This window comes from Streptomyces sp. NPDC051315 (assembly GCF_044455165.1).
GTDB lineage: Bacteria > Actinomycetota > Actinomycetes > Streptomycetales > Streptomycetaceae > Streptomyces.
Map to the genome: position 1 here is coordinate 31740 of NZ_JBITEN010000011.1, position 18882 is coordinate 50621.

The 18882-nt window shown below is 72.5% G+C and carries 15 protein-coding genes; 9 read left to right on the forward strand and 6 right to left on the reverse strand.

Annotated features, from left to right (window positions below; all coding sequences use genetic code 11):
• Positions 1–22 precede the first annotated feature (22 nt).
• Entirely contained in the window at positions 23–241 is a 219-nt protein-coding gene (locus tag ACIBBD_RS21520; protein WP_399421072.1) for a hypothetical protein, read from the forward strand.
• A 250-nt stretch (positions 242–491) separates the two neighbouring features.
• On the opposite strand, the gene moaA is transcribed toward ACIBBD_RS21520, so the two are convergent.
• The 3 genes from moaA to ACIBBD_RS21535 all read right to left on the reverse strand — a co-directional run bounded on the left by moaA (position 492) and on the right by ACIBBD_RS21535 (position 3600).
• A complete protein-coding gene (gene moaA, locus ACIBBD_RS21525; RefSeq protein ID WP_399421306.1) occupies positions 492–1481 on the reverse strand; it encodes a GTP 3',8-cyclase MoaA in 990 nt (329 codons plus the stop codon).
• 146 nt (positions 1482–1627) lie between these two features.
• Positions 1628–3247 carry a cation acetate symporter gene (locus tag ACIBBD_RS21530; protein WP_399421073.1) on the reverse strand — a complete coding sequence of 540 codons (1620 nt, stop codon included), beginning with the start codon at positions 3245–3247 and terminating at the stop codon, positions 1628–1630.
• The gene (locus ACIBBD_RS21535; protein ID WP_399421074.1) at positions 3244–3600 is read right to left on the reverse strand and encodes a DUF485 domain-containing protein; all 357 of its coding nucleotides are present in this window, start codon (positions 3598–3600) and stop codon (positions 3244–3246) included. The genes ACIBBD_RS21530 and ACIBBD_RS21535 overlap by 4 nt, the downstream gene beginning before the upstream one ends.
• Before the next feature lie 513 nt (positions 3601–4113).
• Between ACIBBD_RS21535 and ACIBBD_RS21540 the strand changes: the two genes are divergently transcribed.
• Positions 4114–5643 (forward strand): S8 family peptidase, encoded by a 1530-nt coding sequence (locus tag ACIBBD_RS21540; RefSeq protein ID WP_399421075.1) that lies wholly within the window; start codon positions 4114–4116, stop codon positions 5641–5643.
• A gap of 176 nt (positions 5644–5819) precedes the next feature.
• Positions 5820–7211 (forward strand): CoA transferase, encoded by a 1392-nt coding sequence (locus ACIBBD_RS21545; RefSeq protein WP_399421076.1) that lies wholly within the window; start codon positions 5820–5822, stop codon positions 7209–7211.
• Positions 7212–7542: 331 nt separating this feature from the next.
• On the opposite strand, the gene ACIBBD_RS21550 is transcribed toward ACIBBD_RS21545, so the two are convergent.
• Genes ACIBBD_RS21550 through ACIBBD_RS21560 form a run of 3 tightly spaced genes read right to left on the reverse strand, consistent with a single transcriptional unit; the run spans position 7543 to position 10297 of the window.
• The gene (locus ACIBBD_RS21550; protein ID WP_399421077.1) at positions 7543–8586 is read right to left on the reverse strand and encodes a zinc-dependent alcohol dehydrogenase family protein; all 1044 of its coding nucleotides are present in this window, start codon (positions 8584–8586) and stop codon (positions 7543–7545) included.
• Positions 8587–8621: 35 nt separating this feature from the next.
• Entirely contained in the window at positions 8622–9299 is a 678-nt protein-coding gene (locus ACIBBD_RS21555; protein WP_399421078.1) for a lysoplasmalogenase, read from the reverse strand.
• The gene (locus tag ACIBBD_RS21560; protein ID WP_399421079.1) at positions 9296–10297 is read right to left on the reverse strand and encodes a sterol desaturase family protein; all 1002 of its coding nucleotides are present in this window, start codon (positions 10295–10297) and stop codon (positions 9296–9298) included. Before ACIBBD_RS21560 ends, ACIBBD_RS21555 begins: the two co-directional genes overlap by 4 nt.
• Positions 10298–10907: 610 nt before the next feature.
• Here ACIBBD_RS21560 and ACIBBD_RS21565 point away from each other — a divergent pair.
• The 6 genes from ACIBBD_RS21565 (at position 10908) to ACIBBD_RS21590 (ending at position 18870) form a co-directional block, all read left to right on the forward strand.
• Positions 10908–13544: an MXAN_6230/SCO0854 family RING domain-containing protein gene (locus ACIBBD_RS21565; protein ID WP_399421080.1), complete on the forward strand. Its 2637-nt coding sequence runs from the start codon at positions 10908–10910 to the stop codon at positions 13542–13544.
• A gap of 195 nt (positions 13545–13739) precedes the next feature.
• A complete protein-coding gene (locus tag ACIBBD_RS21570) occupies positions 13740–14807 on the forward strand; it encodes a DEDDh family exonuclease (protein WP_399421081.1) in 1068 nt (355 codons plus the stop codon).
• A 204-nt stretch (positions 14808–15011) separates the two neighbouring features.
• Entirely contained in the window at positions 15012–15245 is a 234-nt protein-coding gene (locus ACIBBD_RS21575) for a hypothetical protein (protein WP_398863515.1), read from the forward strand.
• A 48-nt stretch (positions 15246–15293) separates the two neighbouring features.
• Positions 15294–16085, forward strand: a complete 792-nt coding sequence (locus tag ACIBBD_RS21580; protein WP_399421082.1) for an SURF1 family protein — start codon at positions 15294–15296, stop codon at positions 16083–16085.
• Positions 16086–16322: 237 nt separating this feature from the next.
• Positions 16323–18110 carry a glycoside hydrolase family 15 protein gene (locus ACIBBD_RS21585; protein WP_399421083.1) on the forward strand — a complete coding sequence of 596 codons (1788 nt, stop codon included), beginning with the start codon at positions 16323–16325 and terminating at the stop codon, positions 18108–18110.
• Positions 18111–18114: 4 nt separating this feature from the next.
• Complete coding sequence (locus tag ACIBBD_RS21590; protein WP_399421084.1) at positions 18115–18870, forward strand: SDR family oxidoreductase; 756 nt, start codon at positions 18115–18117, stop codon at positions 18868–18870.
• The last annotated feature ends 12 nt before the right edge of the window (positions 18871–18882 follow it).

Genomic DNA, 18882 nt, shown 5'->3' on the forward strand with positions numbered 1-18882 from the left:
TGCCCACCTGTGAGACGAATCTGTGAGTGACGCGATCTGCTCCGCCAAGGGTTGCCGTGCCGATGCCGTGTGGGTGCTGGCCTGGAACAACCCGAAGATCCACACGCCGGAACGGCGGAAGACGTGGCTGGCGTGCGAGGAGCACCGCGAACACCTGTCCCAGTTCCTCGGTGTCCGGGGTTTCCTGAAGGACGTGGTGAAGTTCGAGGAGTGGGAAGCACCCGAAGGCTCGCAGCCGTAGCGGGTGTCGCGTGATCTTGTCCGGGGCCGCGGTCCCTGGCACGCGCATCTGTCGCGTTGTCGTCGGTTGTCCTCGTCGGTTGTCCCGTCGGTGTCCACTCCCCCACGCCCGGCTGCGCTCGCGCGGGAGGACCTCCATCGCGTCGACGCCCTCCTCCGCCGTGCCGTTGCACGCACCCGTTCCTCTCGGCCAGGCCGAGAGGAACCCGCACCCGAAGCCGACCTGATCCACCGCCCGGGAGCGACGGGTCTCAGCCCCCGATCGCCGACATCGGTCGGTCCGGCTGGACGAACGACGGGTCGTCGAGGCCCGCGCCGGCCTTCTTGCCCCACATGGCCAGGCGCCAGATGCGGGCTATCTCCTCGTCGGGGGCGCCGGAGCGCAGGGCCGCTCGGAGGTCCGTCTCCTCGCGGGCGAAGAGGCAGGTGCGGATCTGGCCGTCGGCCGTGAGGCGGGTGCGGTCGCAGGCGGCGCAGAACGGGCGGGTCACGGAGGCGATGACGCCGACGACATGCGGGCCGCCGTCCACCAGCCAGCGCTCCGCCGGGGCCGAACCGCGTGCCTCGTCGCCCTCGGGGGTCAGGTCGAAGCGGGTCCGCAGGGAGGCCAGGATGTCCCCGGCGGTGACCATGCCCTCGCGCTTCCAGCCGTGCTGGGCGTCCAGGGGCATCTGCTCGATGAAGCGCAGCTCGTAGTCGTGCTCGACGGCCCAGGCGAGCAGGTCGGGGGCCTCGTCGTCGTTCAGGCCCGGCATCAGGACCGAGTTCACCTTCACCGGGGTCAGGCCGGCCTCGCGGGCGGCCTGCAGGCCTTCGAGGACGTCCTTGTGGCGGTCGCGGCGGGTGAGGGTCTTGAAGACGTCCGGGCGGAGCGTGTCGAGGGAGACGTTGACCCGGTCCAGGCCCGCGGCCTTCAGGGCGGTCGCCGTGCGCCTGAGACCGATGCCGTTGGTCGTCAGCGACATCTGGGGGCGTGGCTCGAGGGCGGCGACCCGCTCGACGATGCCGACGAGGCCGGGGCGCAGCAGGGGCTCGCCGCCGGTGAAGCGGACCTCCTCGATGCCGAGCGTGCGGACCGCGATGTCGATCAGGCGGACGATCTCGTCGTCCGTGAGGAGGTCGGGCTTCGCCAGCCACTGCAGGCCCTCCTCGGGCATGCAGTACGTGCACCGCAGATTGCACCGGTCGGTCAGCGAGACCCTCAGGTCGGTGGCCACTCGGCCGTAGGTGTCGATGAGCACGCGGGCCCCCTCCCTCGTAGCGGATCGCATGTGTCCCTCCTCTGCGAGCCTACGTGACGGCGCCGACAACGACAGCCGCCGATCCCACGACGTAAGACGCGGCCGCGTCGTAGGGATCTACGACGCGGCCGCTTCGGTGACGTGGCTCAGTGGGCGCCGGTGCCGGTCAGGGACCGCACCTCCAGCTCCGCGTACTTGCCGACGTCCGGCTCCTCCTTGGACAGGACGGTGCCGAGGAAGCCCATCAGGAAGCCGAACGGGATGGAGATGATGCCGGGGTTCTTCAGCGGGAACCAGGCGAAGTCGACGTCGGGGAACATCGCCTTGGGGTCGCCGGAGACCACGGGCGAGAACAGCACCAGGCCGACCGCCACGATCAGGCCGCCGTAGATCGACCACAGGGCGCCCTGGGTGGTGAACCGCTTCCAGAACAGGCTGTAGAGGATGGTCGGCAGGTTCGCGGACGCGGCGACCGCGAAGGCCAGCGCGACCAGGCCGGCGACGTTGAGGTCGCGGGCGAGGGCGCCCAGGCCGATGGAGACGACGCCGATGAAGACGGTCGCCCAGCGGGCCGCGCGGACCTCCTCCTTGCCGGTGGCCTGGCCCTTGCGGATGACGTTGGCGTAGATGTCGTGCGCGAAGGACGACGACGAGGCGAGGGTGAGGCCGGCGACCACGGCGAGGATCGTGGCGAAGGCCACCGCCGAGATCGTGGCGAGGAGGATCGCGCCCCAGGCCGAGTCGACGCCGCCCAGGTGGAGGGCGAGCAGCGGCGCGGCCGTGTTGCCGGACGGGTTGGAGGCGATGATCTCGTCCTGCGAGATCAGGGCCGCGGCGCCGAAGCCGAGCGCGATGGTCATCAGGTAGAAGCCGCCGATGATGCCGATCGCCCAGTTCACGGACTTCCGGGCGGCCCTGGCGTCGGGGACCGTGTAGAAGCGGATCAGGATGTGCGGCAGGCCGGCCGTGCCGAGCACCAGGGCGATGCCCAGGGAGATGAAGTCCAGCTTGGAGGTGCCGGTCGCGCCGTACTGGAGGCCGGGCTCCAGGAAGGCGGCGCCCTTGCCGCTGTTCTCGGCGGCCGTGCCGAGCAGGTCGGAGATGTTGAAGTTGAACTTCAGCAGCACCAGGAAGGTGATCAGCAGGGTGCCGCCGATGAGCAGCACCGCCTTGACCATCTGCACCCAGGTGGTGCCCTTCATGCCGCCGATGGAGACGTACACGATCATGAGCAGGCCGACGAGGGCGACGATCAGGATCTTGCCGGCGTCGGAGGTGATGCCGAGCAGCAGGGAGACGAGGACGCCCGCGCCCGCCATCTGGGCCAGCAGGTAGAAGATCGAGACGACGATCGTGGAGGTGCCGGCCGCGGTACGGACCGGTCGCTGGCGCATGCGGTACGCCAGGACGTCGCCCATGGTGTAGCGGCCGGAGTTCCTCAGCGGTTCGGCCACCAGGAGCAGCGCCACCAGCCAGGCGACGAGGAAGCCGATGGAGTACAGGAAGCCGTCGTAACCGAAGAGGGCGATCGCGCCGGCGATGCCGAGGAACGACGCGGCCGACATGTAGTCGCCGGAGACCGCGAGGCCGTTCTGGAAGGCGCTGAACTGACGGCCGCCCGCGTAGAAGTCGGCGGCGTCCTTGGTCTGGCGGCCCGCCCAGATGGTGATGACGAGTGTCGCGACGACGAACACCGCGAACAGACTGATGATCAGTGGCCGGTGCTCGCTGGCCTCGCCGGCTGCCAGAGTGATCGCGGGGCTCATGCGCCGCCCTCCATCCGGGACTTGATGGCATCGGCCTTGGGGTCGAGCTTCGCGGCGGCGTGCCGCGAGTACCACCAGGCGATGAGGAACGTGGTGACGAACTGGGCGACGCCGAGGACGAAGGCGACGTTGATGTTGCCGAACAGCTTGGTGCCCATGAAGTCGCCCGCGTAGTTGGACAGCAGGACGTACAGCAGGTACCAGGCGATGAAGGCCACGGTCAGCGGAAAGGCGAAGCTGCGGTAGGAGCGGCGCAGCTCACCGAACTCCGCGCTCTCCTGCACCGCGCGGAACTCCTCGGTGGAGGGGAGTTGGGCTGAGGTTTTCGAGGGGGGCGGTGTCTCGGTGGCCACGGGGTCTCCTCGCATTGCGGATGGCGGGTGTGCGGGGGGCTCGATCGTCCTCGGGCTCCCTGCCCAAGGTCACGGCGGCGCGCGTGGACCGGTTCAACTCGATCGGCTTCAACTCGATCGGGTTCCACTCGATGGGGTTCGCGCCGATCGGGTTCTTCCCCGTCGGGATCTCCCGGCCGGGTTGATCCCTGTCGGGTTCTTCCCTGCCGGGTTCCTCCGGTCGGGTCGTTCCCGGTCGGGATGCTCCGGTCGGGTCGTTCCCGGTCGGGATGCTCCGGTCGGGTTGCTCCGGTCGGGTTCTTCCCGGTCGGGTTGCTTCGATCGGATCTTCCGATCGGGTCTTCCATCGGGTTCTTCCCGCCGCGGACCGGACTCTTCGGGAAGTCATCGCCGTAGGTCATTGCTGGCCGGCGAGTCAGGAAGATAGCTTCAGGCCTGCACCACCCGTCATGTACCTGCCCAGGCGCGACCGCGTCCCGGGCCGGTCTCGATTCCGGATGATGTGGAGACCCCATGGCTCATCTGCCTTCCAGACGCCGCCTCGCCCTCGCGGTGCCCGTCGTGCTCTCGCTGACCGCCTCCCTCGGCTTCCTGCCGACGGCGGCCTCGGCGGCCCCGGTCACGACCTCCGCCACGCAGACGGCCGACGCCGGGACCCTGGCGTACGTCGTCAACACGAAGGTGGACCACCGCACGATCGAGTCGGTGAAGAAGGCGATCGCCGCGGCCGGCGGCACCGTCACCGTGGCGTACGAGAAGATCGGCGTGCTCGTCGCGCACTCGGCCAACCCCGACTTCGGCCCGGCGATACGCGCGGTACGCGGGGTGCAGTCGGCGGGCGCGACCCGGACCGCACCGCTGTCGCTCGCGGGAACCACCGACGAGGGTGCGGCCCAGCTGCTGTCCAAGGCGGACGCCGCGAGGACCGCGACCGCGTCGGCCGCGGCGGGCGAGAGCGAGCCCCTCGAGGCCGACCAGTGGGACCTGCGCGCGATCGGCGCCGACAAGGCGGCGGAGATCAACCCGGGCAGCGAGAAGGTGACGGTCGCCGTCATCGACACCGGCGTCGACGACACCCACCCGGACCTCGCCCCGAACTTCTCCGCGTCCCAGTCGGCCAACTGCGTCGGCGGCGTCGCGGACACCTCCGAGGGCGCCTGGCGCCCGTACACCGCCGAGGACTACCACGGCACGCACGTCGCCGGTGAGATCGCGGCGGCCCGCAACGGCGTCGGCGTGGCCGGTGTCGCGCCCGGCGTGAAGGTCTCCAGCATCAAGGTGAGCGACCCCAAGGACGGCCTCTTCTACCCGGAGAACGTCGTCTGCGCCTTCGTGTTCGCCGCCGACCACGGGGTCGAGATCACGAACAACAGCTACTACGTCGACCCGTGGCTGTACAACTGCATGGACGACCCCGACCAGAAGGCGATCGTCGACGCGGTCAACAGGGCGCAGCTGTACGCGCAGAAGAAGGGCACGCTGAACATCGCCTCCGCGGGCAACTCCAACCACGACCTGGACGCGGACGAGATCGTCGACACCAGCAGCCCCGACGACTCCACGCCGGTGACCCGGACGGTCGACCCGCACGTGTGCCTCGACGTGCCGACCCAGCTGCCGGGGGTCGTCACGGTGAGCGCGACGGGCGTCAAGGGCACCAAGTCGTACTACTCCAGCTACGGCCTGGGCGTCACCGACGTGGCGGCGCCGGGCGGCGACCGGTACCAGATCCCGGACACCCCGTCGGCCAACGGCCGCATCCTGTCGACGATGCCGAACAACGCGTACGGCTTCCTGCAGGGCACCTCGATGGCGTCCCCGCACGTCGCCGGTGTGGCCGCGCTGCTGAAGTCGACCCACCCGTACGCCTCCCCGGCGATGCTCCAGGCGCTGCTCAAGGCCCAGGCGGACAACCCGGGCTGCCCGACCGAGCCGTACGACGGCAACGGTGACGGCGTGGTGGACGCCACCTGCGTGGGCGGCAAGCGGGTCAACGGGTTCTTCGGCTTCGGTGTCGTGAACGCGTTGCGTGCGGTGAAGTAGGCGAGCAGGCGAGGTGTTGTGGGGCCGGGCGGGGATCCGTCCGGCCCCTTCCTCGTCCTGTCTCCCCGTGCGGACAGCCTTGTTCCGTGCGGGCAGCCCTCTCCCGTGCGGATATCGACGTTCTGTGCAGACATCAGGTCAGTATGTTGATTGGATCAATACTGCATAGTTCAGTCATGACTGACATCGAGTTCGCCTGGTCGGAACTGGACGGCGATCCCGCCCTCCTCGCGCGCGTGTCGACCGTTGCGCGCGAGGGCGCCCTCGCCGCACGGCTTCCCGTACGGGAGTTGGCGCGGGCCTGTACCGGTGTGTGCGCGCTGGCCGGTGCCGAACTGGCCGCACGACGGTCCGACTCGGCGGAGGTGCCCCGGGTGCGGGTGGACGACGGTGCGGTGGCCACCGCGTTCGTGAGTGAACGGCATCTGCTGGTCGACGGCAGGGCGCCGGTCGCCTTCGCGCCGCTGTCGCGGTTCTGGCGGACGGCCGACGGGTGGGTGCGCACGCACGCCAACTACCCGCACCACCGCACCCGGTTGCTGCACGCCCTGGGCCCGGGCCTGCCGGAGGATCCGGCCGCCGTCGGGGCGGCACTCGCCGAGCGCTCCGCCCTGGAGGTGGAGGAGACGGTGTACGCCGCCGGGGGCCTGGCCGTGGCGCTGCGGACGCCGGAGGAGTGGGCCGCGCACGAGCAGGCGGTGGAGATCGCACGGCGGCCGCTCGTCGAGAGCGCGCGTCTGGACACGGCACGCGCGCGTGCGCTCCCGCCCCTGGACGGCACTCCCCTGCTGCCCGCCGCCGGGCTGCGCGTGCTGGACCTGACGCGGGTCGTCGCCGGCCCGGTCGCCACCCGCACTCTCGCCCTGCTGGGCGCCGACGTTCTGCGTCTCGACGCCCCCCACCTGGCCGAACTTACCGACCAGCATGCCGACACGGGCTTCGGGAAGCGGTCGGCGACCCTGGACCTCCGCGCCGACCGGCGGACGTTCGAGGACCTGCTCGCCTCGGCGGACGTCGTCGTCACCGGCTACCGCCCCGGTGCCCTGGACCGGTTCGGCCTCTCACCCGAAGCACTGACCGAGCGCCGGCCCGGGCTGGTCGTGGCGCAGTTGTCCGCCTGGGGGGCGTACGGGCCGTGGGGCGGGCGGCGCGGCTTCGACAGCCTCGTCCAGGCCGCGACCGGTGTCGCGGCGATCGAGGGGACGGCCGGGCGGCCCGGAGCGCTCCCGGCCCAGGCGCTGGACCACGGCACGGGCTACCTCCTGGCGGCGGCGGTCCTGCGCGCGCTCACCGAACAGTCGGCGGAGGGCTACGGCCGGGTCGTGCGGGTGGCGTTGGCCCGGACGGCGGCCTGGCTGACGGAGGGGGCGCGGCGGGACCCGGGTGAGGGCGAGGCCGGCGCCGCCTACGACGGCCCGGAGCCGTGGCTCAACGAGACCGGCGAGACCGACGGCCGCTCCGGACGGCTGCGGTACGCCCTGCCGCCGGTCTCCTTCGACGGCGGACCCGGCGACTGGACACGGTTGCCGGGGCCGTGGGGGGGCGGACCAGGCTCGATGGCTGGGTGAACCGGTGGGCTGATCAGCGGATAGGGCCCGCCAGGGAGGGCTGGAGCAACGCGCCGGACGTACCGGGTCGGGCGACGCACCGGGAAGGGCGGAGTCCGCGCCCTGGCCGAGTCGGCGCGCCGGGCGAAGTCCGCGCGCCGGGCCGAGTCCGCGCCCCGGACGTAGGCGGCACGCCGACGGACGCAGGCGGCGCGCCGGACGGGCGGAGCCGTCCCCCGACCCGGGACGTCGTCGTCCTCCCGACCCGGGACCTCGTCGTACCCCCGACCCGGGACCGTCGTACCCCCGACCCAGGACGTCGTAGTCCTCCCGTGCGACCCCGGTCAGTGCCTCAGTCGGTGACCATGACCTTGAGGGCGACGCGCTCGTCCATCGCCTTGTAGCCCTCCGGTACGTCCTCGATGCCGACGGTCATGTCAAAAACGGGCGAGGGGTCGATGGTGCCGTCCAGGACGTCGGGCAGCAGCTCGGGTATGTAGGCGCGGACCGGGGCGACTCCGCCGCGCAGCGCGATGTTGCGGTCGAACATGACGCCGAGGTCGAGCCCCGTGCCGCTGCCGTGCGGCACGCCGACGAAGCCGATGGCGCCGCCGTCGCGCGTGATGTTGACGGCCGTCCGCATGGACTGCTCGGTGCCGACCGCCTCGACGACGGCGTGCGCGCCCCGGCCCCGGGTGAGGGCGCGGACGGCCTCGACGGCGGCCTCCCCGCGCTCGGCGACGACGTCGGTGGCGCCGAAGCGGCGCGCCAGGTCGGTGCGGGCCTGGTGGCGACCGAGCGCGATGATCCGTTCGGCGCCCAGTCGCCTGGCGGCGAGGACCGCGCACAGGCCGACGGCTCCGTCGCCGACGACGGCGACCGTGGCGCCCGGGCGGGCCCCCGCGCCGAGGGCCGCGTGGTGACCGGTGCCCATCACGTCGGAGAGGGTCAGCAGCGCGGACAGCAGGTGGTCGTCGGAGGCCGCCTCCTTGGGCAACTGGACGAGGGTGCCGTCGGCGAAGGGCACGCGCACCGCCTCGCCCTGGCCGCCGTCGTAGCCGACGGAGCCCCAGAAGCCGCCGTGCTCGCAGGAGGTGGTGAGACCCTCGCGGCAGTAGTCGCAGACGCCGTCGGACCACATGAAGGGCGCGACGACCAGGTCGCCGCGGCGCACGGTGCGCACGTCGGAGCCGGTCTCCTCCACCATTCCGAGGAACTCGTGTCCGATCCGCTGCCCCGGCTGCCGGGCCGCCTCACCGCGGTACGCCCACAGGTCGCTGCCGCAGATGCAGGCGCGCACCACCCGGACCACCGCGTCGGTGGGCAGTTGTACCACGGGGTCGGGAACGTCCTCCACGCGCATGTCGAACGGGGCGTGGATGGTGGTGGCACGCATGACGAGGGTCCTTCTCTCTGCTCTGCTGGGTGCGCTCAGCGGGTGGTCGAGGGCACCTCACCGTACGCCGTCGTCGGCGCGGGGCTCGCTTCGAGGGCGCCGCGGGCCAGCAGGACCTGTGCGGCGGCGTACGTGAGCATGATCCAGAAGTCGGGACGCGGGGGCTGCGGCCAGTCGGCGACGCCGGTCGCGATGAGGGTGTCGGAGAGCAGGAACAGCGCGCCGCCGAGCCCGGCGACGAGGCCGAGCCGGGTGGCGGCGGTGTACGCCATGGCCGTGAGCAGGGTGCTGTAGCAGGCGACGGGGACGCGGAGGTCCGCCGGGAGGTCCGGCCACAGCAGGACGACCGTGGCGATCAGGGCGGTGGCGTAGCAGGGGGCGAGGAGGCCGGCACACGCGCGTGGAGGCCTGTGTCCGCGTCCGTGTCCGCGGAAGAGGACGAGGTAGCAGACGTGGCCGGCGGCGAAGGAGGCCATGCCGGCGAGGAAGGCGGGGTCGGCGTCGAAGAGGAGCAGGGTGTCGCCGCCCCAGCCGCACAGGAGGGCGGCGACGAGCAGCCGGGGCGCGCCGCCTACGGCGGCCCAGGCGGCGAGCAAGGGCATCAGCAGGGGCTTGGCGACCAGGTGGCCGGTCCCGAAACCGACCGCGAGGCTGACCAGGTCCGCGGCGGTGGCGACGGCGAAGGCGGCGAGGAGGAGACGGGAGCGGGTCACGCGGGCGTGGTCTCCTCGACCGACGCGGAGGAGGACTTCGAGGTGGTCGCGGGACCGGTGGGAGTGGTCGTGGTGGCGGGGTCGGTCGTGGTGGCGGGGTCGGTCGTGGTGGCGGAGGCGGTCGTGATGGCGGGGTCGGTCGTAGCGGCGGAGGGGGTCGTGGTGGCGGGCGCCGCCTGCCAGCCAGGTCCGCCGAACACGCGTCCCGCGCGCTCGCGCCAGCTGCGGGCCGCCCTCAGGTCCTTGGCGATGGCGACGTACTCATGGGTGGCCACCTTGATCGGGTTGAACGTGTTGATGTTCTTCGTCAACCCGTAGACGGGCCGCTCGACCTCCGGCACGAACGACCCGAAGAGCCGGTCCCAGACGATGAGGATGCCGCCGAAGTTGCGGTCCAGGTAGCCGCCCTGGGAGGCGTGGTGGACGCGGTGGTGGGAGGGCGTGTTGAACACGAACTCGAACCAGCGGGGCATCTTGTCGATGCGCTCGGTGTGGATCCAGAACTGGTAGACGAGGTTCGCGGAGGAGCAGAAGGCGAGCGCGGCCGGGTGTACGCCGGCGGCGACGAGGGGGACGTAGAACGGCCAGACGGTCAGGGAGGTCCAGGGCTGGCGCAGGGCTGTGGTGAGGTTGAACTTCTCGCTGGAGTGGTGGACCACGTGACAGGCCCACAGGATGCGGATGACGTGATGGCCGCGGTGCGACCAGTAGTAGAAGAAGTCCTGCGCGAGCAGCATCAGCGGGATCGTCCACCACAGGACGGGGACCCGCAGCGGGGTCAGTTCGTACAGCGCGGTGTAGATCGCGACGATCGGGATCTTCCAGAGGAAGTCGAAGCCGAGGCTTCCGAGCCCCATGCCGATGCTGGTGGCCGCGTCCTTGGCCTCGTAACCGGCCGCCTCCTCATCGGGATGGAGGCGCACACTGATCATCTCGACCACGGTGAGCAGCACGAAGGCGGGTATCGACCACAGCACGACATCGGGCAGGTTCGGCATGGGGGCACCGTAGAACCGCTGGTGGGCTGCGGCTAGACGTTGTTACTGACAAGTATTACCGACGGTACGCGCTTGCTTCTTGGTGATCCCGGCCAACAGGGCGGCCCGGAGGGCGCCGTTGCGCGGCGGCCGGTCGCAACGATTGCCCGGAGGCCGGCGCCGACTGGGCCCGCGGCGCCGGCCGTCGAGACCGACACGGCGGTCCTGCTGATGGCGGCGACGCAGGAGGGGTGGCCGGCAGGGGCCGAGAAGCGGGGCGCGGTGATCGCACCGGACCGACCACCAGGGGCCGGGGAGGCCCCGATGCCCCGCCCCCTCAACGCCCCGCCCCGCCGGGCGGGTGAAGGAGAACAGTCATCGACACGGGCCCCGCCACCGCTCCCGCACGCGTACGCGTCCCGGCAGAAAAAACAGTGGCGGGTCTTTTCCCGACTGTCCTACAGTCATGCCAACGGGGGCGGCTCCGCCGCGTGCTTCCTTCTTCACTTCCTATGAATCCGTAGCGCGCCCACTCTCCGCCCCCGTCTCAGCCGGTCGTTCGACCGGCTTCTCGACCGGCCTTTCGCCCCGACGGCTTCGGGGCTCTCCACGCGTTCCGGGGGATTTCCGCTTGTCCGTACTCGCGTCCGTGCTGCTCCGCCGTCTCCGTACCGTCTACGTCGACCAGGCCGGGCCACGGCCGGGCGACCCGTCGACGGACGAGGGGCTCGTCGCGCTCGAAGCCGAGCTGCTGGATCGGGGGTTCGCACCGAACGCGCAGTTGCGGGCGGCGCTGGCGTGGCTGGGGCCCGCCGGGCTGGCCGACGCCGGGCGGCAGCTGATCGCGCACATCGACGCCGAACTGGGCGCCGACCGCACGCACATGCCGCTGTTCCGCAGCTTCCCGGCCTCGGTGCCCGACGACACGTTCCAGCTGTGGATCGACCGCGTCTTCACGCTGCTGTTGCAGTGGCCGAAACAGCCGTGCGTGCTGTGCGGCACGGTCGGCAGCGTGCACGCGGTGTCGCCGTGCGCGCATCTGGTGTGCCGGGAGTGCTGGGACGGCGCCGACTACTCGGGCTGCCCCCTCTGCCACCGCCGTGTGGACCCCGCCGATCCGTTCCTGAAGCCGGCGCATCCGCGGCACGCGCGCGAGGTGTCCGTGGGGCCGCTGAAGCTGCTCGCGCTCGGCCGGGACGCGCGCGCCGACGCCGTGACGGCGCTGCGGACGCTGCTGGCCCGGCGCACGCCGCTGCCCCCGCGGGACCGGGAGGACCTGGCGGTGCTGCTGGCCCACGCGCCCGCGGGGGTGGCGTGGTTCCCGCGGGAGATCCCGGTGCGGGAGACGAAGGCGCTGGTACTGGGCCGGATGCTGCGCGTACGTGAACGCCGTGCCGACGCACTGGAGTTGATCGACGAGCATCTCACGACCGCGACGGACGTGCTGCGGCTGCTGTGCGTGTGGTCCGGGGGCGAGGCCGACCTGATCGATCCGCCGCGGATGCGGTCGCTGCCGCGCGCGCTGCGCCGCCGGCTGCTCGCCGTGCTCGACGGGCTGCCGGCGCCGTCGCTGGTGGAGGACGTACTGCGGCATCCGGTCCTGTGGAAGCGCGCCGCGGAGATCCTGCATCCGCACGAGCGGTTCGCCCGGCATCCGAAGGCCGCGCTGGCCTTCGCGGTACTGCGCGGGACGGACGTCTCTCCGGCGGCCGGGGGCGGCGCGGGCACCCCGGGGGCGGCGCTCGGCGAGGCCCTCCTGCGGACCGCCGCCACCCACCCCGACGCCGTACGCGTCGACGGCGGCCGGCTGCGTGCCGTCACCTGGAGTGCCCGCGTCGAGCAGGCGCTGGCCGAGAAGGACACCGAGGGCGCCCTCGCGCTGCTGGCCGGGCGCCCCGGTGAGCTGCTGCGCCGCCTCGACCACCTGCTGCGGCTGCGCGAGCTCGACGTCCTGCCGGAAGGCTTCGCGGACGTGCTGCGGCGGGCCTTGCCCCAGGCCGGTCCGGCGCCGCTGCTGGCCGCGCTCGGGCGGCTGCGGATCCGTCACCTGCCTTCTGAGCGACGGGTGTTCTTCCCGCGCGGCCAGGTCACGCACGCGTACACCCTCGACGACACGCGCGCCCCGCTGTCGCCGGCGGTGACGCGCGAGGTGTGCGCGCTGCTGGAGGCGGAGGCGGTGCGCCGGCTGGCCGCCGCGCCGCGCGTGGAACTGGCCGTGCTGGACTCGGCGCTCACCGGCCTCGCGGTGCCGGCCACCGAACGCGCCGACACCAAGTCCCTGGTCGCGGTGCCGCGCGGCAGCACGCAGCCGCTTCCCGACGGCGAGGTCATGCGGCTGTTCCTGCACTGGACGCAGCCCGCGAAGACCCGCGTCGACCTCGACCTGTCGGTGGCGCTGTACGACGAGAACTGGGAGTTCGTCGACCTGTGCGACTACACCAACCTCGTGTACGGCGACCGGTGGGCGGTGCACTCCGGCGACCTGACGTCGGCCCCCGCACCCCAGGGTGCGACCGAGTACGTCGACCTGGACCTCACCTCGCTCGGCGACCTCGGCGTGCGGTACGCGCTGCCCGTCGTCTTCAGCTTCAACGACATCCCGTTCGAGCGGCTCCTGGACGCCTTCGCGGGCTTCATGACGCTCCCCTCGGCCGCAGAGGAGGCACAGGACGCGTCGTACGACCCGCGCACCGTGCGCCAGCGCTACGACCTGGTCGGCGACTCCCGTGTCCACGTCCCGCTCGTGGTGGACCTGCGCCACCGCACGTTCCTGTGGACGGACCTGCACCTGTCGGCCGCCGAGGGCTACCACAGCGTGCACCGGCACGCCGCCGACCTGGGCCGGGCCGGCCGGGACCTGCACCAGTACTTCGCCTCCGGCCGTACGACGCTGTGGGACCTCGCGGTGTGGCACGCCGCCGCCCGCGCGGACGAGGTGGCCGTGGTACGGCGCGCGCCGCGGCCGGGCGTCGGCGACGAGCTGTGGCACTACGTGCGGCGGGACGGCGAGACCGACACGGCGTTCGCGGCACGCGTGCGTGCGCTGGACGCACCCGAGCGACGCGAGCGGCCGGAGACCGGCGGCGCCCCCGCCGACGAGCTGGCCGCCGAAGCCGCCGCCAAGAAGCGCGTGTTGCTCGCACTGGTGCACGGCGGCGTGGCACCGGAGCGCGCCACCGGAGAGGTGTACCGGCTGCTGCCCGGCCCGGTCGACGGGTGCGGCCTGACGCCGCTGGCAGCCGGGGACCTGGTCGCGGCGCTGGGTTGACGGTGCCCGCCCGTACGGGTGGGCCGCGCGGCCCCGCACCCTGCTCGGTCCGGCGCCGGTCCACGGCGCTGCCGAACTGTCGTACGCCTCGGGCACCTTCCGTCCGCCTTCGTCCCGCACGCGCGTGTGGCCGTGCCGGTGCGGTACCGGGAGGTGTGCGCTGCGTGTCAGTGGCGGCCCGTATCCTCAGGGACCATGCTCGAAGACCGTATGCCCACCGTGTCCTCCCCGATGGAGTGGCCGGCCGCGTATCCCCAGGGATACGCGGTCGTTGACGTGGAGACCACCGGCCTGGCCCGCGACGACCGGATCATCTCCGCCGCCGTCTACCGGCTGGACGCGCGCGGTGAGGTCGAGGACCACTGGTACACGCTGGTCAACCCGGAGCGCGACCCGGGTCCGGTGTGGATCCACGGTCTGACGAGCGAGGCACTGGAGGGCGCGCCCCTGTTCCGGGAGGTCGCCGAGGAGTTCGCGGCCCGGCTCGCGGACCGGGTGCTCGTGGCGCACAACGCCGTCTTCGACTGGCAGATGATCGCGCGGGAGTACGCGCGCGCGGAGCGAGAGGCCCCGGTCAAGCATCGGCTGTGCACCATCGCGCTCTCCAAGGAGCTGCGCCTGCCGCTGCCCAACCACAAGCTGGAGTCGCTGGCCGCCCACTTCGGCGTCGTCCAGCGGCGTGCGCACCACGCGCTCGACGACGCGCGCGTGCTGGCGGAGGCGTTCCGGCCGAGCCTGCGGGCCGCGGCGGCGGGCGGCGTACGGCTGCCGCTGCACGAGTGCCGTCCGCTGACGGAGTGGCAGGACCGCCCCCTCCCCCGGATCGGGCAGCAGGCGGGCGGTTCCGGCGGATACGGCGGCGGCTACCGGCCCAGCAGTTGGCGCCCGTCCCGGAAGAGGCCCGCGTGCCCGTATCCCAATCCCGGACGGTACGAAGAGGGCAAAAGGCTCAAGCAGGGCATGCGGGTGGCCTTCTCGGGCGACACCTCGGTCGAGCGCGATCTGCTGGAGGACCGGGCGACCGAGGCGGGGCTGCACGTGGCGACGAGCCTGTCGCGGCTGACCAGCCTGCTGGTCACCAACGATCCCGACTCGGGCACGTCCAAGGTGGTCAAGGCGCGGCAGTTCGGGACGCCGGTCGTCGACGAGGCCGCCTTCGGGCAGCTGCTGCGGGACGTGGAGCCCGCGGCGGGGGACGCGACACCGACGACGGGAGGCACGACACACGCGGCGGGGGACGCGACCCCACCGCAGGAAGCGTGACACGCGCCACGAGGGACGCGACACCCACCACAGGGGGCGTGACGCGCGCCACGGGGGACGCGACACCCACGGTGCCGGAGGAACGACGCGCGCGGCGGGAGAGGTGACGTCCGCGGGCCGGTGACCCGTACGTACGGGTGATTGCCGCGCGACTCGCCCGGCGCCCGCTCGCCCGCGCCACGGCGACCACTCACCCTGTGGCGCATGGCGAGATGCGAAGTTTGTGGCAATGACTACGGAATGACCTTCGAGGTGCACGCGCAGGGCGCCGTGCACGTCTTCGACTGCTTCTCCTGCGCGATCCACCGCATGGCCCCCATCTGCGAGCACTGTCGCGTGCAGATCATCGGCCAGGGCGTCGAGGTCGAGGGTCACTGGTACTGCGGCGCCCACTGCGCGCGGGCGGAGGGGAAGGTGGGCATCGTCGACCGCGTCTGAGCGCACCCTGCCGGAGGCACCCCACGGCCCGAGAGGTACCGTCGTGGGGTGTACCGCTTCCTGTTGTCCCGGCAGTGGGTGATCCTCACGCTGGTCGCCCTCCTCCTCATCCCCACGATGATCAGGCTGGGCTTCTGGCAGATGCACCGCTACGAGGAGCGCACCGCCCGGAACCAGCTGGTCTCCGAAGCGCTCACCGCCGAGCCCGTGCCGGTGGAGCGGCTGACCTCCCCGGGACACACCGTCACCAGCGGCGAGCGGTACCGCAGGGTGACCGCCACCGGCCACTTCGACACCGACCGGGAAGTCGTCGTCAGGCGGCGGGTCAACGCCGACGAGGAGGTCGGCTTCCACGTCCTGACCCCGTTCGTCCTGACGGACGGCAAGGTGCTGCTGGTCAACCGCGGCTGGATCCCCGCCGACGGCCCGAGCCAGACCGCCTTCCCCGAGGTCCCCGCGCCACCCGCGGGCCGGATCACCGTCACCGGCCGGCTGATGCCCGACGAGACGACCGCCGCCAGCGGCATCAAGAACCTCCAGGGACTGCCGGACCGGCAGGTCATGCTCATCAACAGTGAGCAGCAGGCCGAGCGGCTCGGCGCCCAGGTGCTCGGCGGCTACGTCGCGCAGACCGCCCCCGAGCCCAGGGGCGACACCCCGGAGCTGATCGGCAGGCCCGGCGACGAGGACGCCGCGCTGAACTACGCGTACGCCGTCCAGTGGTGGCTGTTCTCCGCGTGCGTGCCCGTCGGATGGGTGATCCTGGCCCGCCGCGAGCGGCGCGACCGGGCGGAGGCGGCGCGCCAGGAGACGGAGCGGTCCCAACCGGCGACGGTGTAGCCCGGCGACGGTGTGGCGGGACGGCTGCGGGGCCCGCCCGCGGCACGGGTACGCGCCTCCCGGCCGGCGGCGGCTCCGCCGGTGCCCCTCGCGTCCCGCGCGCGGCGGCCGGTCCTCGCGGCGGGCCGCGAGCCGGGACCGGCGTGTCTCCTCGGGCGTCGACGGCGCGGTGGGCCTGCGCCACTCCCGCGGCCGCGGCCCTGATTGCCCCCCGCTCCCACCGGGAACCCGCACCCCGTGCACCCCCGTATCGAGGACTACGCCCTCATCGGCGACGAACAGACCGCCGCCCTGGTCGGCCTGGACGGCTCCGTCGACTGGCTGTGCCTGCCCCGCTTCGACTCCGCAGCCTGCTTCGCCCGCCTCCTCGGCACCGAGGACAACGGCCACTGGCGGATCGCGCCCAAGGGCGTGCGCGGCCCCTGCACGCGCCGCGCCTACCGCCCCGGCACCCTCGTCCTGGACACCGTGTGGGAGACGGACGAGGGCGCCATCCGCGTCACCGACCTGATGCCGCAGCGCGACCGGGCCCCGGACGTCGTACGCATCGTGGAGGGCCTGCGCGGCCGGGTCACCGTCCGCAGCACGCTGCGGCTGCGCTTCGACTACGGCTGGGTCGTCCCCTGGATGCGCCGGGTCGACGGGCACCGGGTGGCGATCGCCGGACCGGACGCGGTCTGGTTCCGCAGCGAACCGGACGTGCGTACCTGGGGTGAGGACTTCAGCACGCACTCGGAGTTCACCGTCGCCGCGGGCGAGTCGGTCGCGTTGGTGATGACCTGGCACCCCTCGCACCACCCGCGCCCACCGCTCGTCGACCCGTACGAGGCGCTGCGGGGCAGCGTCGAGGACTGGCAGGCGTGGTCGGCCCGCTGCTGCTACCGAGGACCCCACCGGGACGCCGTCCTGCGCTCCCTGATCACGCTCAAGGCCCTCACCTACGTGCCGACCGGCGGGATCGTCGCCGCGCTCACCACCTCCCTGCCCGAGGAGATCGGCGGGGTGCGCAACTGGGACTACCGCTACTGCTGGCTGCGGGACTCCACCCTCACCCTCGGCGCGCTGCTCGCGGCCGGATACCAGGAGGAGGCGGAGGCCTGGCGCAACTGGCTGCTGCGCGCCGTCGCGGGCGACCCGGCGGACCTGCAGATCATGTACGGGCTGGCGGGTGAGCGGCGGCTGCCCGAGTGCGAACTGCCCTGGCTGTCCGGTTACCTGGGATCCACGCCGGTACGCATCGGCAACGGCGCCGTGGACCAGCTGCAACTGGACGTCTACGGCGAGGTCATGGACTCGCTGTCGCTGGCCCGCACCGTCGGCATGTCGCCCAGGCCGCACATGTGGTCGCTGCAGCGCGCGCTGATGAAGTGGCTGGGCGAGCACTGGCGGCAGCCGGACGAGGGGCTGTGGGAGGTGCGCGGCGGACGCCGCCAGTTCGTGCACTCCAAGGTGATGGTGTGGGTGGCGGCCGACCGGGCCGTCCGCGCCATGGAGCACTACCCCAAGCTGCGCGGCGACCTGGAGGCCTGGCGGGCGCTGCGCGACGAGGTCCACCGCGAGGTGTGCGAGAAGGGCTACGACCCGGAGCGCAACACCTTCACCCAGTACTACGGCTCCCGCGACCTGGACGCCTCCCTGCTGCTGATCCCCCGCGTCGGCTTCCTGCCGCCGGACGACCCGCGCGTGGTCGGCACCGTGGACGCGGTCCGCGCGGAGCTCGGCCACGGCGGGCTGGTACGCCGGTACAGCACCGACGACACCGCGGTCGACGGTCTGCCGGGCGGCGAGGGCACGTTCCTGGCGTGTTCGTTCTGGCTCGCCGACGCGCTGCACATGACGGGCCGCACGAAGGAGGCACGCGAGCTGTTCGAGCGGCTGTGCGGGCTCGCCAACGACGTCGGCCTCCTGGCGGAGGAGTACGACCCGGTGACCGGCCGCCACCTCGGCAACTTCCCGCAGGCGTTCAGCCACATCGGCCTGGTCAACACCGCCCTCACCCTGTTCGACGGCGAGGAGGCAGGATAGGGCCATGGATCTTGGACTGAAGGACCGGGTGTACGTCGTCACCGGGGCCACGCGCGGTCTCGGCAACGCCGCCGCGCGCGAGCTGGTCGCGGACGGCGCGAAGGTGGTCGTCACCGGACGGGACGCGCAGCGCACCGCCGACGCGGCGAAGGAGCTGGGGCCGAACGCCGTCGGGGTCGCCGTGGACAACGCCGACCCGGAGGCACCCGCACGGCTGATCGCGGCCGCGCGCGAGCACTTCGGCGGGTTCGACGGCATCCTCGTCAGCGTGGGCGGACCGCCGCCGGGGTTCGTCGCCGACAACACCGACGAGCAGTGGCAGTCGGCGTTCGAGTCGGTGTTCCTGGGCGCGGTGCGGCTCGCGCGGGCGGCCGCGGCCGGGTTGGAGGCCGGGGGTGTCATCGGGTTCGTGCTGTCCGGGTCGGTGCACGAGCCGATTCCCGGGCTGACCATCTCGAACGGGCTGCGTCCGGGGCTCGCGGGGTTCGCGAAGTCCCTCGCGGACGAGCTGGGGCCGCGGGGCATCCGGGTCGTGGGACTGCTGCCGGCGCGGATCGACACGGACCGGGTGCGTGAGCTGGACGGGTTGTCGGCCGATCCGGAGGCCACCCGGGCCGCGAACGAGGCGCGGATCCCGTTGCGGCGGTACGGGACGCCGGAGGAGTTCGGGCGGACGGCGGCCTTCCTCCTGTCGCCGGCCGCTTCCTACCTGACCGGGATCATGATTCCGGTCGACGGCGGGATGCGGCACGGCTTCTGACGGACCGGGACC